Here is a 14,218-nt window from a genome sequence, read left to right on the forward strand (position 1 = left end):
TTATCCTTTCGGTTTAAAAATAACGGCTACAAGAAATGCGAATAAAATCGCTGAAGATATACCGGCGGAAGTAAGTTCAAAAATCCCCATGGCGATCCCGATAAATCCATGCTCGTGAGCTTGATGCATGGCGCCGTGCAATAAGCTGTGTCCGAAGCTGACGATAGGAACCGTCGCGCCCGCGCCTGCGAATTCGATAAATTTGTCATATATTCCGAACCCATCCAACAAGGCGCCGATGACCACAAAAGTTGTCATCACATGAGCGGGTGTCAGTTTAAAAATGTCAAGCAGCAGCTGACCGATAATGCAAATGATTCCCCCGCAAACAAAAGCCAACAGATATTCCATTTATGATGCACCTCCCGCCCGCTCAAATACCACACCGTGCGCGATGGTCGGAATGGTTTCCTTCTGCTGAATCATTGTCGGACTTAAAAGCGCTCCTGTCGCGACAACGAGTACCCTGTTTAGAGTCCCTGCTTTCAATTGATTAAAAATATGTGTGTACGTAACAAGCGCGGAGCAGGCGCAGCCGCTTCCGCCCGCAAATACCTGCTGATCCGGCGTATAGATGAGCAGACCGCAGTCATCGTGTTTCGTTCCGGCGGGATAGCCTTCTTCTTTGAGCAAATCTTTCAAGATCGGTGAGCCGACGCCTGAAAGGTCTCCCGTTAAAATCAGATCGTAATCATCCGCCGTGCGGTTCAAGTCCTTCAGATGCTGTTTGATTGTATCGGCAGCAGCAGGCGCCATGGCGGAGCCCATATCAAACGGGTCTGTAATCCCGAGGTCGCTTACTTTTCCCACTGTCGCGCTTGTAATCCTGATATCAGAAGGGTTTTGGCTGATGATGACCGCCCCTCCCCCCGTGACCGTTGAAGTGGCCGTATCCGGTTTTTGCCCGCCATACTCCGTCGGATTACGGAATTGCCGTTCTGCCGTCGCATTATGGCTGCTCGTGGCCGCAATCGCCCGGTTCGCAAAACCGCCGTCAATGAGTGCCGATGCGACAGCAACCGTTTCCATTGACGTCGAGCAGGCGCCGAACAGACAGAGGAACGGAATTTTCAGATGTCTTGCGACGTAATTGGCCGTCACATTTTGATTTAGAAGATCACCTGCGAGCAACAAATCAATATCGCTCTTTTTCAGGTTTTGTTTTTGCAAAGCGGAGTTGATGGCATCTTCCATTAATTGGCGTTCCGCCATTTCCCAGTTTTTCTGATTGCAATGCATTTCATCGTATGTCTTATCAAACAGCGAGCCGAGCGGGCCGTCTTTTTCTTTCGGTCCGGCTGCCGTCCCCGCCGCATTTATAAATAACGGGTTTTCAAACACCCAGGTTTGCTTTCCGGTCAATTTCATTTTTTCTCCTCCTATGAAAACAGTTTTTCACAAGCAAACCGTATCAGCCCTACGATATAGGCCGCCACGACGCCGAATACAATGACGTTTCCCGCCAATTTAAACATGTTTGTCGCCACTCCGAGCACAAGCCCTTCACTTCTGTGTTCCAGAGCCGCGCTTGTCATACTGTTTGCAAATCCCGTCACCGGCACGGCTGAACCCGCTCCGGCAAATTGACCGAGTCTGTCATAAATGCCGAATCCGGTCAGCAGGGCTGAAATTAAAATAAGAGTGGCGGACGTCGGGTTGCCCGCTGTTTTTTCGTTAAAATTAAAAAAGTGGATGTAAAAATCTTGAAGAGCCTGCCCGATCAGACAGATCAAACCGCCGATCAGAAAAGCTTTGACACAATTCCAGACATATGGCGGTTTCGGCTGATAGTCTTTCACTTTTGTTTTGTAATTTTCTTTTAAGTTTGTCACGTCTGTTCCTCCTTATGAATGATGGATAAAATACAGCCAATGAAATAAAGAGCCGGCTATTTTGCCGAGCACAATGGCCATCAGCAAAATGATGATTTTGCTGCCGAAGCCGATCCGTTTGGCAAGAATGGGAAGTACATTCAGCACTTCTGTAAGCGCGGCAGCCAGCATGCCGATAAACATGCCGGCCAAAAGCCCGACCGGAACGGCTAGCCATTCAGATAAAAAAAAATGATTCATATTTAAGGTTTCCCAGCCGCCAAACACAGCCCCTGAAATAACAGCCCCTTCGTAGGCCTGTACAAAACGCATTGTTTTTGTCAGCTGCATAAGGCGGGGGACGATTCCCATAACGGTTAAAAAAGCTACAAAGCCCGCTCCCACGGTCAGCCCGCCGCCAAGCCCGACAAATATAACGAAAAGAATGCTAACGATCATGCAGATCTTTCATCGTTTCTTCATTTTCGTGCATTGCGACATAATGATCGAGATCAAGCTGATAATTAAACATCTCGACCTCCAGCGGGCTTGGCTCTTCATTCAGGCGTTTTTTGAAGATGTGATTGAAAAAGACGATCATACCGAGACCGAGGCCGATGCTGTACGGAATCTGAAGCAGATACGGATATTCATTCCGTCTGCCCGTTATGATTTCATATAAGGCGATATGAACATCTCTCATACTGACATCTTCATGAAAATTCATAATGGCGAGACATGAACCGATAAAAAGCAGCAGCCAGACACCGACAAACAAAACGGCTGACAGCTGCTTTTTCTGGTAATGGATTTCCACTATCGTTTCAGCGCCGCCGACGGTCTGTACATCAAGAGCGGGAAAAGCGGTATGAATGGCCTTCAGCACTCTTATAATGTCCAGCACGACGATATTTTTGTCTTTTTTCGTGATCTGATACAGCGGCAGTGCCGACAGTTTTTTTTTCAGCTTTTGCTGTCCCGCGATCTGCGCGGCATCGCCGACTGTGATGATATCTCCGGTATGAGCCTTCACGCGGTGGCGAAGTCTGAGGAATATTCGTCTTTCCATCTTGCATCACCATCTTTCGGGTGGTTATATATGTAGTATGTGGTTCACTTTTGTTCTCATTCATCAGCGGCAAAAGACCATAAATTACCACTGATGCACAAATAAAAAAAGCCGGCCCGTAAAAGGTCAGCTTTCCGTATGATCCATCTGCATTTTAATCTGCTTTAATATTTTTTTCTCCAGCCTCGATACCTGGACTTGTGAAATCCCGAGCCGTTCGGCTACTTCCGACTGGGTCTGGTCTTTGTAATACCTCAGATAGACAATGAGTTTTTCCCTTTCTTCCAAATCACTGATCGCTTCCTTGAGGGCGATTTTGTCAAACCACTTCTCTTCTGAATGATCGGCGATCTGATCGAGCAGGGTGATCGGGTCTCCGTCATTTTCATATACCGTCTCATGAATGGATGAAGGCGCCCGCACCGCTTCCTGCGCAAGCACCACATCCTCCGCATCAATTTCTAAATGGTCCGCGATTTCCTGAACGGTCGGCACTCTTCCGTATGTTTTTGACAGCTCATCTTTCGCCCGGCGGATTTTATTGCCCAGCTCTTTTAAAGATCTTGACACTTTGACGGTTCCGTCATCACGGATGAAGCGCTGGATTTCTCCGATAATCATCGGCACGGCATAAGTTGAAAAACGGACATCATAGGACAAATCGAATTTATCAACGGATTTTAACAATCCGATACAGCCGATCTGAAACAGATCGTCCGGCTCATAGCCTCTGTTTAAGAACCTTTGCACGACAGACCACACAAGACGCATGTTTTTTTCTATGAGGAGGTCTCTTGCCTGCTGGTCGCCCTCTTGGCTCTTTTTGATTAATTCTTTGACTTCATGGTCCTTGAGCTGCGCGTTTTTGCTGTTTTTCTTAACCTCCACATCCATAACAAATCTCCTTAATTACAAAGCGCTTTGCTTTTTGATAGGTGTTTTGTTAAGCGTATCGTCGTCCCCATCTCCGGCGAGGAATCAATCGTGACATCATCCATGAAGTTTTCCATAATGGTAAAGCCCATTCCGGAGCGCTCAAGCTCGGGCTTTGTCGTAAAGAGCGGCTGGCGCGCTTCCTCCAGATCCGTGATCCCGAGGCCTTCGTCCCGTATGGTCAGATAGACGACGTGATCCTCCAGCGTGACGGAGATGTACACCTTTCCGTCGCAGTTTTCTTCATAGCCATGGATGATCGCGTTTGTTACCGCTTCTGATACGACGGTTTTGATTTCCGTCAGCTCGTCCATCGTCGGGTCCAGCTGCGCAATAAAAGAAGCGACCGTTACACGCGCAAACGATTCATTCTGACTGAGGGCTGAAAATTCAAGATGCATCTCGTTTTTCATGATGCCACCCCCAACGTTAAAAGCGCTTTTTGTTCTGATTGTTCGAACCTGATGATTTTAAACAGACCCGACATGTCAAACAGACGTCTCACCGCAGGCGAAATCGCGCACACGACCATTTCTCCGCCGAGCTGTTTAATTTGTTTATAACGTCCTAATATCACGCCGAGGCCCGAGCTGTCCATGAAGGAAAGATCTTCAAGGTTCAGCACGATGTGACGGATGCCATCAGCCTCCAGCGATTCAGTCACCTTTTGTTTTAATGATTCTGCCGTATGGTGGTCAAGTTCACCTGTTAATCGAATACAAAGCACGGATTCTTTGACATGAAAGTCAATTCCAAGGCTCATGCTCATTCCTCCTTGATATGATCGGATAATGAGTGTTTCGATTTTCGGGAAAGCAATTCCTTCACTATGACAAAACTAGTGTCCGTTCGCCACAATTATTTAAATTTTGTCCAATCTCCCATCGTCCGCTTCAGAAAAGTGAGAAAACCCGCTTTTTCCATGTCGTCTTTTGCCGTGACGGGGCTTTCAACGAGCACCTTTCCGTCTTTTTTCAGAACGAGGCTGCCGAGCACCTCTCCTTTTTTAACTGGAGCCGTTACATTGCTGTTGATTTTCACTTCTTTTTTAACTTTGTCCATGTTCTCTCCCTTTTTGGCTAAAAGGGAAATCGGTTCAGAGGTGGTCAGCTTGATCAGTTTCTGCTTACCTTTTTTGACTTTGACCGATCCGACGATTTGATTCCGTTTATACAATGGATGTGTTTTAAACTGGCTGAAGGCATAATCAAGCATTTTTGTCACTTGGGCATTTCTTTCTTTCGGAGTGCTGGCTCCGAAAACGACTGCGATGACCCTCATATTGCCTTTTTTAGCTGTGGCAGTTAAACAATACTTCGCTTCGCCTGTAAAACCCGTTTTCACACCGTCTACACCCGGATAAAATTTGATCAGCCGGTTTGTATTGACGAGCCAGAACTTTTTGTCTGTATTTTCTCTTAAATAATCCTCATACGTTCCCGTAAATTGAGTGATTTTGTCATACTTCAATAATTCCTTCGCCATTTTCGCCATGTCGTAAGCAGAGCTGTAATGGCCTTTTTCAGGCAGTCCCGTCGGGTTTTTGAAGAAGGTATCTTTCAATCCCAATTCTTTTGCTTTTTTGTTCATCCGGCTGACGAAATCCTCTTCCGAACCGGCGATATATTCTGCCATCGCGACAGATGCGTCATTTCCGGAAGCGATCGCAATTCCTTTGAGCATTTCTTTTACCGTCATTTCCTCTCCTGGTTCAAGGAAAATCTGCGAGCCGCCCATAGACGCGGCATGTTCACTCGTCCTGACTTTATCGCTCATCTTAATGTTTCCTTTGTCAAGCGCTTCCATAATTAAAAGCATGGTCATGATTTTTGTCATGCTTGCCGGGGCCAGACGCTCCCGGCTGTTCTTGTTGTAAAGAATGCTTCCCGTATCGCGTTCAATCAGCACGGCGCTTTTGGCTTCATGAGCGAGCTCCGATGTATGTTTTCCGTCCGGCTTTGCAAAAGCGGACGGTGCCGATGCGGTTAATATAATGCCAATCAACAAAGTGGATATAAGACGTTTCATCTCCAAAGCCCTCCATTTCATAATCCTTTTTATTTTTTCCAAGCCCGGTGGTTTTATACGCCTCATCTGGAAAATGTTTCGTTTTGAGGGCACAAAAAAACAGCTGCTTCCGTAGAAACAGCTGCCGGATGTTTATTTATTTTTGAGATCGTGCAACTACGGCTTTTACAAGCTTCAAAAAGCCGCCTTTTACTTTTTCCGTCATTTCCATCACTTCATCATGGGATAACGGCTGGTCAAGAATACCGGCCGCAGCGTTGGAAATGCAGGAGATGCCGAGAACTCGCATACCTGCATGGTTGGCGACGATAACTTCCGGCACAGTCGACATGCCGACAGCGTCAGATCCCATCGTTCTTAAAAACCGAACTTCTGCCGGTGTTTCGTAAGATGGCCCCGTAACAGCCGTATACACACCTTTTTGAACCGGAATGCCAAGCTCATCCGCCGTTTTTTCAGCCAAGTTTGACAGCTCTTTGTCATAGGCTTCTGACATGTCCGGGAATCTGACTCCGAATTCAGCTTCATTCGGACCGATTAACGGGTTGGTGCCCGTAAAGTTGATATGGTCGGTAATAATCATCAAATCACCGGCGCGGAATTCAGTGTTGATACCGCCGGCTGCGTTCGTCACGATGAGAGATTCAACGCCGAGCGCCTTCATCACGCGGACGGGAAACGTTACCTGATCCATTGAGTAGCCTTCATAGTAATGAAAGCGGCCCTGCATCGCGATAACCTGCACACCTTCAAGCGTACCCATCACAAGCTGGCCGGCATGGCCTTCTACCGTTGAGACCGGAAAATCAGGAATCGTTTCATATGTAAGCTTAACAGCTCCTTCAATTTCATCTGCCAATACTCCGAGCCCTGACCCTAAAATCAGACCGATCTTCGGCGTTTCTTTCACGTGTTCTTTAATAAATGCAGCAGCACGTTCAATCTTTTGTTTCAAAAAAAGTCCCCCTACTGTAATCTTGATAAAAAGCTTTTTCCGTATTCCGGCTTTTCTGTTTTGAAATTATCCGCAATGGTTGCGCCGATATCGGCAAATGTATCCGCAAGCGGCAGTTGTTCAGTGTGTTTATGCTTTTTGCTGTAGACAAGAAGCGGCACATACTCCCGCGTGTGGTCTGTCCCGTGATGGACAGGGTCATTGCCGTGATCCGCCGTAATGATGAGCAGATCGTCTTCTTTCATTTTTTCAAACACTTCCGGAAGCCTCGCGTCGAATTCCTCAAGCGCTTTTCCGTACCCTTCCGGATCACGGCGGTGTCCGTACAGCGCATCAAAATCAACGAGGTTGGCAAAGCTCAGGCCCGTAAAATCTTCACCGATCGTTTCAATGACTTTGTCCATACCGTCCATATTAGATACCGTGCGGCGTGAAGACGTAATGCCTTCTCCATCATAAATATCAGATATTTTGCCGATGGAAATGACGTCAAATCCGCTGTCCTTCATTCCGTTCATTACCGTGCGGCCGAACGGTTTGAGGGCATAATCATGGCGGTTCGGCGTACGCGTGAAGCTGCCCGGTTCTCCGACGAACGGTCTTGCGATAATCCGGCCGACCATGTATTTCGGATCAAGCGTCAGTTCTCTGGCTGTTTCACAGATGCTGTACAGCTCGTCAAGCGGAACGACATCTTCGTGAGCCGCAATCTGCAAAACAGAATCTGCTGATGTATAAACGATCAGCGCACCCGTTTCCATATGTTCTTTACCGAGCTCGTCCAGAATCGCCGTGCCTGAAGCCGGCTTATTTCCGATGATTTTCCGTCCCGAACGCCGCTCAAGCTCCTGAAGAAGCTCATCCGGAAATCCTTCCGGGAACACTTTAAACGGTTTTTCAATATAAAGGCCCATAATCTCCCAGTGGCCTGTCATCGTATCTTTCCCATTTGACGCCTCCTGCATTTTACCGTAGTACGCAAGAGGGTGCCCCGTTTTTTCCACACCCTTAATGTCTCCGATCAGTCCGAGACCGAGCTGGGCCATATGGGGCATATGTAAACCGTTCATGTGCTCTGCGATATGTCCGAGCGTATTTGCGCCTATATCATTAAAATCGGCCGCGTCTGGCGCTTCACCGATTCCGACAGAATCCATTACGATCAAAAATACACGTTTATATTTGTATTCAGACATCATAAAAGCCTCCTTTTCTTCCATCTGTCCATTGTAGCTTACAGAGGTCAGACAACTCAAGTATAAACCGTTTACATTCTTGTTGACAATGCCCATTCAAATAATAAGAACCTTCTCTGTATTCCGCCAATCCGACAGAAAAAAGCCGCAGCCCCTCTGGCAGCGGCTCCTAAGCGCGCGGATGATACTGCTTGTACACGTCCTTCAGCCTTGTTTTCGTCACATGCGTGTAAATTTGCGTGGTGGAAATATCGGCATGTCCGAGCATCTCCTGTACGGCGCGCAGGTCCGCCCCGTTTTCAAGCAGGTGCGTTGCAAAAGAGTGCCGGAGCGTGTGCGGCGTCAGTTCTTTTTTAATGCCCGCCTCAAGTGCGATTTTTTTCAGGTTTTTCCAGAATCCCTGACGGCTGATCTGTCGGCCGTGATGATTCAGAAAAAGCGCTTCGGTCACGTTCTTCTTTAATAACTTCCCTCTGGCTTTTTCAATGTATGCTTCGATCGCATGGGAGGCGGCTTCACCGATCGGCACAATCCGCTCTTTCCGCCCTTTTCCGAAGCAGCGGACAAATCCCATCATCAAATGGACATCAGATAATTTCAGCTCGATCATCTCGCTGACCCTGATACCCGTTGCATACAGCAGTTCAAGCATGGCTTTATCCCTGAGACCGAACGGACTGTCAAGCTTAGGCGTGTCCAATAACCGCTCTACTTCTTGCAGCGCCAGCACTTTTGGAAGCGCCCGCTCTGTTTTTTGTGTTTCAATATGTACCGAAGGATCTTTATCCGCGGCTTTTTCCCTTAACAGAAATTGATGAAAAGACCGGATCGACGCCAAATGTCTGGCAGACGTCTTACCGGATTTTCCGGAGTCCTTTAAATGCTTTAAATATTGAATAATATGAAGACGGGTCACATCATTCCATGAAGTGATCTGAAGGGTTTCAGTTAAGAAGAGAGAATAACTTTTCAGATCACGCTCATAGGACATCATCGTATTTTGGGACAGCCCTCTTTCAACCCTCACATAATGGATGAAATCCTTAATTTGATCCTTCACTCTTGATCTACTCCCCGTTTTGGTAAAAAAAGATCAATCGGCCGAACCAGCCGTCTTTCTCCTCATGTTCCGTTTTGGCCACTTTGACGGCGGAGCCTTCCGGTTTATCGTACCGATGATAGTTTTCATACTCTGAATTCACCCATATCATAGCATAATAGAACAGTGCGGTAAAACCTGTGAACAGAATAAACACTTTGATCGTATCCGCGGCTGTTTTTATGAATCTGCCCATCTTTCGATCGATCCTTTCTTTGGCGGCTGTTAGTACACCTTATGCCAATTTCAAAGGCTTTTATACATAAAAACAGCAAAAAACCCTTTCCTGACAGAAAAGGTTCATAGGCTTTTATTCTGTTTCATCCTCGCGGCAGCGGTGGCAGATTCCGTGAAAAGTCAATCTATGATCTTTAATTTTAAATTTCCAATCACGTTCAATCACTTCTTCAACGTCTTCAAGCAGATCTTCTTCAATTTCATCGACGGCACCGCACTCCATGCACACCAAGTGATGATGAAAGTGGGCCGCGCCTTCTTTGCGAAGGTCGTAGCGGGATACGCCGTCCCCGAAGTTAATTTTATCAACGACTTTTAATTCTGTTAATAATTCTAATGTACGGTATACTGTAGCGAGACCAATTTCAGGAGATTTCTCTTTTACGAGGAGGTATACATCTTCTGCGCTTAAATGGTCTTCTTCGTTTTCAAGCAGCACTCTTACCGTTGCTTCACGCTGTGGCGTAAGCTTGTAGCTTGACGAGTGCAGCTGCTTTTTAATTCGATCAATACGGTTTTCCATGTCTTTCCCTCCTACGCCGCATTCCATGACTCATTATAACAAAATACGCGGAGAGTTCCAACTATAATTATTATAAACTGATAAATAAAAGTATTATTTTGTGATAATTATTCTAAAATATACGTGATGACAGCTTTTCCATAAACACTGGAGATACGTAGGCTTCCAGCAGCGAAGCGATGACCGAGAAGAAGACGATAAGAATCAGCACGAAGGCGTAGCGTCCGAACCATTGAATCGGCGCGTCATGAAGGCTGCGTTTGACAAACAGCTGCCGGATCAGTTTCAGTGAAAAAGCGATGGAGCATGTCCCCATGATAAGGTATGCCGGAATGAGAACGATGTTTTGCGGCAGCACCGAAATGAATGACAGGAAAAATCCGTTCATCCCCATTTGATTCACTAAAAATCCGACCGTGAAGCCGACGACGATTCCTTTCAAAAACACCATAATGAAAATAACCGGAAGACCGATAACGGAAATGCCGAGGATCCACATCAGACCCAAATATTTTACATCATGAAAGACGGCCTGCCAAAACATTTCTGAAGAGCCCGCATGTTTTCCGTCAGACAGCTGTCCGAAAAACTTGCTTAAATAGTAATACAAATCTTCTTTCTGCGTGATAGTCATGCTGTTGACAATGATTGCGCCGAAAATGACGCCCATTAAAAACAAGACGAACACAAATATATAAAGTGACAGATGATCCTTTACATGGCGAAAAAACAGTTCTTTGTACGATTGTTTTCTCATACCGCTTTCCTCCCGCTAATCTATTGACTTGATTTAGTAGATTGTATGAAAGAAAAGAGAAAACATGACAGAGAAATCATAGAAAGGCGCGAGATTCCGGCATAAAAAAAGAACCCCCGTCATCACTCCGGTGATCACAGAGGTTCCTTTTTTTATGTTTTATTCTTTCCAGCCTGTCTTTTTTCGTTTTTGTCACTCTTTCATGCGTGCTGAAGGACGGCGCCTCCCCCCTTGACAAGACTGCGTCACGCATTCCGTTTCTTCTGAGATGCTCCCGCATTTTTTTTGCATTGCTCTTCGCCATGTGCCGATCACTCCTTTTCCTTTTCTCTATCATAACAAAAAAATCCAAGTGTGTTCATGAATACGGCTTATGTTTCGTCCGGTAAGCGCGCAGAGACGTTTTGGCAGATGAAAAGCTCCCGATCGCGGCGTATCCGTAAAAGAATCCCATAAAAATCCCCGCATACACGTGTTCGTGGTGACCGAAAACGATAGACACAACATTACCGACAACAAGGGCAACCGTAGGAACGAATATGCCCGGAACCCGGCAGAACACTTTGATCAGCTGTGTGACGCATAAGACGATCGGCACGCCGATCACAGCATCCCAAATATTTGTATGGATCAGCGGAAAATAATCCACATTGACACCTCTTTACTCCGTCTTTTGCTTTCTGTTAGCCTGCCAAAGAATTCCGCTTCCTATTCATGATAAAAAAAACAGCACCGGACACATATGTCGGTGCTGCAAGCATTATTTATTTTCCCGCCGCGGCCCGTTCTACGGCTGCTGATACGGCCCGATGCACGTCCGCGTCCAAAGGCTGAGGCACGAGATCACCGTGTTTCGTGCAAGAGGCGATGGCTTCTGCGGCCGCCACAAGCATTTCATGGTCAATTCTCTTGCTTTTAGCATTCAGCGCGCCGCGGAAAATACCCGGGAAGCCGAGGACATTATTGACTGAACGGCCGTCGGCTGCATAGGCGGCTCCGGCTTGTAATGCCTCTTCCGGTTCAATCTCCGGTTTCGGATTAGATAAGGCCAGAATAACTTGTCCCTTTCTGACATCTTCTTTTTTAATAAGACCCGGAACTCCGGTAGTGCTGATCACGATGTCACACGTGTCCATTAAATCCTTGATGCTTCCGAGCGGCTGACCTCCGTATTGAGCGAGGCGGTTCATTGCGTCTTCCGACTTGTCCGTTCCGCAGACCGCTTTGACCCCGTATGCCATAAACATGCGGCAGATGGCGACGCCTGCCGCGCCGAGACCGATCTGTCCGACCTTCGCTTCTTTTAAATCAAGGCCGGCGCTTTTACAAGCGGAAATGGCGGCAGCGAGAGTGACGACCGCCGTGCCGTGCTGGTCATCGTGCATAACCGGAATGTCCAATTCTTCCTTCAGCCGATCCTCAATGTCAAAGCAGTGAGGCGAACCGATATCTTCAAGCAGAATTCCGCTGAACCCCGGAGAAATATGTTTTACCGTGCGAATGATTTCTTCCGGATCAGAGGTATCGAGCAAAATCGGAATTCCGCTGATGCCTGCCAGCTGGTCAAAAAGCGCTGCTTTCCCTTCCATTACGGGCATTCCGGCGACAGAGCCGATATTGCCGAGACCGAGAATCGCCGTGCCGTCGGTGACAATGGCGACAGAATTGCTGATTGTCGTATAGATGGACGCTTTTTCAGGCTCCTTTTCGATCAGTCTGCACACATCAGCGACACCCGGCGTATAAACACGGCCAAGCTCAGCCAATGTCCGGATCGGCATTTTGCTTTTCATCTGAATTTTTCCGCCTTCATGGGCAGAGAGCACTTCATCTGAGACTGTATGAAGCCGGATGCCTTCACCGAGAGCTTCAATGGCTTGAATGATTTCCTGCAGCTGCTCCTCATTTTCGGCCTGCACCGTAATGTTGCGCATCGTGTAGTTCGGGCCGACTTTAACGGTTTCAACTTCACCGATATCTCCGCCCATCACACCGATGGCGGTTGCCACTTTTCCGAGATTTCCGGGAACAGTCGGCGTTTCAATCATTAAAGTCCGAATCATATGCTTTGTAATCATGAAATGAACCTCCTAACCCAATTTTTGAGATTGCATGGATTTTTCTTTCGTGTACCAAATGAATTTCCCAGTGTATCCGTACAATATTGCCAGTCCGATAGACACGAAACTGAGCCACATGAACGGCAGATAAGAAAATGTGGATACTCCCAGAATGCCGGCCATATAGATTCCGTTGTCAGACCACGGCACCATCCCTGAAGTAAGCGTACCGCCCACCTCTGTGTTCCGGGATAAAATTCTTCTGTCAAGTTTCAGTTTATCATAACTGTTCTCCATGATTTTTGGCGTCAGGATCAATGACACATACATCGCACAGCCGAAAATGTTTCCTAAAAGAGCGACGATCAACGTCGAAAGCGTTACATTTCCCGGTGAGGTCAGTTTTTTCTCAAAAGTTGAGACAATCACTTTTAATACGCCGAGCTTTTCAAGAATTCCTCCAAAACCGAGACCGAACAGGATAACGACCAACGTATCCAGCATACCGGTGATACCCCCGCGGTTTAACAGGCCATTCAGAAATTCGACGTCCGTTTTAATGGAAAAACCACTGTAAGCAGTCGCGATGGCACTGGCAAAATTCATGCCTTGAAAGACAGAGGCCCAGATTGCGCCAAGCAATGCTCCGATGACGATGACGGGCATAGACGGCTTTTTCAAAATCAGAAGGACAACGACGACAACAGCCGGAATGAGCATCCATATATGAATATCAAACGTTTTCTGCAATGAAGATTTTAAAAATTCAACTTTATCAAGATCAATATTTTTTCCGCCGTATATAAATCCCGTTACGGTAAAAAGAATGGCCGTAATAATATAGGACGGAATTGACAGATACATCATCGCTCTGACGTGAGACAGCACATCCACCTTAGAAAGCGTGGAAGCAAGCACCGTACTGTCAGACAGCGGTGAAAGCTTGTCCCCGAAGTAAGCGCCGGACAAAACGGCTCCCGCTACGAGCGGAAGCGGTATGCCCATTCCCTCTCCGATGGCCATCATGGCGATTCCCGCCGTTCCCACCGTGCCCCAGGACGTTCCGGTCGCAATGGACATAACGGAACAAATAACCAACGTGGCAAGCAGGAAAACATGAGGATTAATAAACTCTAAACCATAATAAATTAAAGTCGGCACAACCCCGCCGGCAATCCATGTTCCGATGAGCGCACCGACCGAAACAAGAATCAAAACCGCTTCAAGACCGTTCGATATCCCGGTGACAATAGAGGACTGCAAGTCTTTATATGAATAGCCCAGTCTTACTCCGAGAATAATAGCAATAAACCAGGATATAAACAGAGCAAGCTGAATCGGCAGGTCTAAAAACACCGTAAATGATAAGACAAGCGCTAAAAACCCGAATAATAAGATGATAATTTCCAATAAATTTGGCAATCTGACCTCTTTCACAAGAAAATCCCCCTAGAAGAAAAAAGCTAAAACGCTTTCATCAAATAATATAACAAGTTATACTATACTGCCTCATCCCTTTGTATGGCAACCGCCTATTCACCAAAAAACGT

Annotated in this window: 19 protein-coding genes; all 19 read right to left on the minus strand. The window is 46.8% G+C overall.

What is annotated here, in order from left to right:
- The 19 genes from spoVAE to nhaC all read right to left on the minus strand — a co-directional run bounded on the left by spoVAE (position 1) and on the right by nhaC (position 14,105).
- The gene (spoVAE, locus tag QRX25_RS11285; protein WP_007409415.1) at positions 1-351 is read right to left on the minus strand and encodes a stage V sporulation protein AE; all 351 of its coding nucleotides are present in this window, start codon (positions 349-351) and stop codon (positions 1-3) included.
- Positions 352-1,368, minus strand: a complete 1,017-nt coding sequence (spoVAD, locus tag QRX25_RS11290; RefSeq protein WP_212098366.1) for a stage V sporulation protein AD — start codon at positions 1,366-1,368, stop codon at positions 352-354. It lies immediately after the preceding gene.
- Between the two features lie 11 nt (positions 1,369-1,379).
- Positions 1,380-1,832, minus strand: coding sequence for a stage V sporulation protein AC (spoVAC, locus tag QRX25_RS11295; RefSeq protein ID WP_007612334.1), 453 nt, complete (start codon positions 1,830-1,832; stop codon positions 1,380-1,382).
- A 12-nt stretch (positions 1,833-1,844) separates the two neighbouring features.
- The gene (locus QRX25_RS11300; RefSeq protein WP_065981806.1) at positions 1,845-2,270 is read right to left on the minus strand and encodes a stage V sporulation protein AB; all 426 of its coding nucleotides are present in this window, start codon (positions 2,268-2,270) and stop codon (positions 1,845-1,847) included.
- A complete protein-coding gene (gene spoVAA / locus QRX25_RS11305) occupies positions 2,260-2,880 on the minus strand; it encodes a stage V sporulation protein SpoVAA (RefSeq protein WP_065981807.1) in 621 nt (206 codons plus the stop codon). Before spoVAA ends, QRX25_RS11300 begins: the two co-directional genes overlap by 11 nt.
- Positions 2,881-3,006: 126 nt before the next feature.
- On the minus strand, positions 3,007-3,774 hold the full coding sequence (sigF, locus tag QRX25_RS11310; RefSeq protein WP_212098369.1) for an RNA polymerase sporulation sigma factor SigF: 768 nt from the start codon (positions 3,772-3,774) through the stop codon (positions 3,007-3,009).
- An 11-nt stretch (positions 3,775-3,785) separates the two neighbouring features.
- A complete protein-coding gene (gene spoIIAB, locus QRX25_RS11315) occupies positions 3,786-4,226 on the minus strand; it encodes an anti-sigma F factor (RefSeq protein WP_003153347.1) in 441 nt (146 codons plus the stop codon).
- Complete coding sequence (gene spoIIAA, locus QRX25_RS11320; RefSeq protein WP_013352745.1) at positions 4,223-4,576, minus strand: anti-sigma F factor antagonist; 354 nt, start codon at positions 4,574-4,576, stop codon at positions 4,223-4,225. Before spoIIAA ends, spoIIAB begins: the two co-directional genes overlap by 4 nt.
- 95 nt (positions 4,577-4,671) lie before the next feature.
- Positions 4,672-5,841, minus strand: coding sequence for a D-alanyl-D-alanine carboxypeptidase family protein (locus QRX25_RS11325; RefSeq protein WP_212098372.1), 1,170 nt, complete (start codon positions 5,839-5,841; stop codon positions 4,672-4,674).
- A gap of 136 nt (positions 5,842-5,977) precedes the next feature.
- On the minus strand, positions 5,978-6,796 hold the full coding sequence (locus tag QRX25_RS11330) for a purine-nucleoside phosphorylase (protein ID WP_013352747.1): 819 nt from the start codon (positions 6,794-6,796) through the stop codon (positions 5,978-5,980).
- Positions 6,797-6,807: 11 nt separating this feature from the next.
- On the minus strand, positions 6,808-7,992 hold the full coding sequence (gene deoB / locus QRX25_RS11335; protein WP_065981809.1) for a phosphopentomutase: 1,185 nt from the start codon (positions 7,990-7,992) through the stop codon (positions 6,808-6,810).
- 169 nt (positions 7,993-8,161) lie between these two features.
- On the minus strand, positions 8,162-9,052 hold the full coding sequence (xerD, locus tag QRX25_RS11340; RefSeq protein WP_065981810.1) for a site-specific tyrosine recombinase XerD: 891 nt from the start codon (positions 9,050-9,052) through the stop codon (positions 8,162-8,164).
- A gap of 7 nt (positions 9,053-9,059) precedes the next feature.
- Entirely contained in the window at positions 9,060-9,287 is a 228-nt protein-coding gene (locus QRX25_RS11345; protein ID WP_013352750.1) for a YqzK family protein, read from the minus strand.
- A gap of 114 nt (positions 9,288-9,401) precedes the next feature.
- The gene (gene fur / locus QRX25_RS11350) at positions 9,402-9,851 is read right to left on the minus strand and encodes a ferric iron uptake transcriptional regulator (RefSeq protein ID WP_013352751.1); all 450 of its coding nucleotides are present in this window, start codon (positions 9,849-9,851) and stop codon (positions 9,402-9,404) included.
- Between the two features lie 112 nt (positions 9,852-9,963).
- Positions 9,964-10,608 (minus strand): stage II sporulation protein M, encoded by a 645-nt coding sequence (spoIIM, locus tag QRX25_RS11355; protein ID WP_013352752.1) that lies wholly within the window; start codon positions 10,606-10,608, stop codon positions 9,964-9,966.
- Positions 10,609-10,684: 76 nt separating this feature from the next.
- Positions 10,685-10,912 (minus strand): ribosome rescue factor BrfA, encoded by a 228-nt coding sequence (gene brfA / locus QRX25_RS11360; protein ID WP_249199231.1) that lies wholly within the window; start codon positions 10,910-10,912, stop codon positions 10,685-10,687.
- Positions 10,913-10,966: 54 nt separating this feature from the next.
- Entirely contained in the window at positions 10,967-11,257 is a 291-nt protein-coding gene (locus QRX25_RS11365) for a hypothetical protein (RefSeq protein WP_212098375.1), read from the minus strand.
- A gap of 115 nt (positions 11,258-11,372) precedes the next feature.
- Entirely contained in the window at positions 11,373-12,686 is a 1,314-nt protein-coding gene (locus QRX25_RS11370) for an NAD-dependent malic enzyme (protein WP_115997598.1), read from the minus strand.
- Positions 12,687-12,698: 12 nt separating this feature from the next.
- Positions 12,699-14,105 carry a Na+/H+ antiporter NhaC gene (gene nhaC, locus QRX25_RS11375; protein WP_065981813.1) on the minus strand — a complete coding sequence of 469 codons (1,407 nt, stop codon included), beginning with the start codon at positions 14,103-14,105 and terminating at the stop codon, positions 12,699-12,701.
- Positions 14,106-14,218: the final 113 nt, after the last annotated feature.

This window comes from Bacillus sp. L381 (genome assembly GCF_030284525.1).
In the GTDB taxonomy this organism is placed as follows: Bacteria; Bacillota; Bacilli; order Bacillales; family Bacillaceae; genus Bacillus; species Bacillus amyloliquefaciens.

What these genes read in the sequence shown, in the direction of transcription:
- spoIIM (WP_013352752.1), bottom strand. Translation starts at nt 10,608, where the DNA reads ATGAGAAAACAATCGTACAAAGAACTGTTTTTTCGCCATGTAAAGGAT.
- spoIIAA (WP_013352745.1), bottom strand. Translation starts at nt 4,576, where the DNA reads ATGAGCCTTGGAATTGACTTTCATGTCAAAGAATCCGTGCTTTGTATT.
- QRX25_RS11370 (WP_115997598.1), bottom strand. Translation starts at nt 12,686, where the DNA reads ATGATTACAAAGCATATGATTCGGACTTTAATGATTGAAACGCCGACT.
- QRX25_RS11345 (WP_013352750.1), bottom strand. Translation starts at nt 9,287, where the DNA reads ATGGGCAGATTCATAAAAACAGCCGCGGATACGATCAAAGTGTTTATT.
- spoVAA (WP_065981807.1), bottom strand. Translation starts at nt 2,880, where the DNA reads ATGGAAAGACGAATATTCCTCAGACTTCGCCACCGCGTGAAGGCTCAT.
- spoIIAB (WP_003153347.1), bottom strand. Translation starts at nt 4,226, where the DNA reads ATGAAAAACGAGATGCATCTTGAATTTTCAGCCCTCAGTCAGAATGAA.
- deoB (WP_065981809.1), bottom strand. Translation starts at nt 7,992, where the DNA reads ATGTCTGAATACAAATATAAACGTGTATTTTTGATCGTAATGGATTCT.
- QRX25_RS11325 (WP_212098372.1), bottom strand. Translation starts at nt 5,841, where the DNA reads ATGAAACGTCTTATATCCACTTTGTTGATTGGCATTATATTAACCGCA.
- spoVAD (WP_212098366.1), bottom strand. Translation starts at nt 1,368, where the DNA reads ATGAAATTGACCGGAAAGCAAACCTGGGTGTTTGAAAACCCGTTATTT.
- fur (WP_013352751.1), bottom strand. Translation starts at nt 9,851, where the DNA reads ATGGAAAACCGTATTGATCGAATTAAAAAGCAGCTGCACTCGTCAAGC.
- spoVAE (WP_007409415.1), bottom strand. Translation starts at nt 351, where the DNA reads ATGGAATATCTGTTGGCTTTTGTTTGCGGGGGAATCATTTGCATTATC.
- sigF (WP_212098369.1), bottom strand. Translation starts at nt 3,774, where the DNA reads ATGGATGTGGAGGTTAAGAAAAACAGCAAAAACGCGCAGCTCAAGGAC.
- QRX25_RS11300 (WP_065981806.1), bottom strand. Translation starts at nt 2,270, where the DNA reads ATGATCGTTAGCATTCTTTTCGTTATATTTGTCGGGCTTGGCGGCGGG.
- brfA (WP_249199231.1), bottom strand. Translation starts at nt 10,912, where the DNA reads ATGGCGAAGAGCAATGCAAAAAAAATGCGGGAGCATCTCAGAAGAAAC.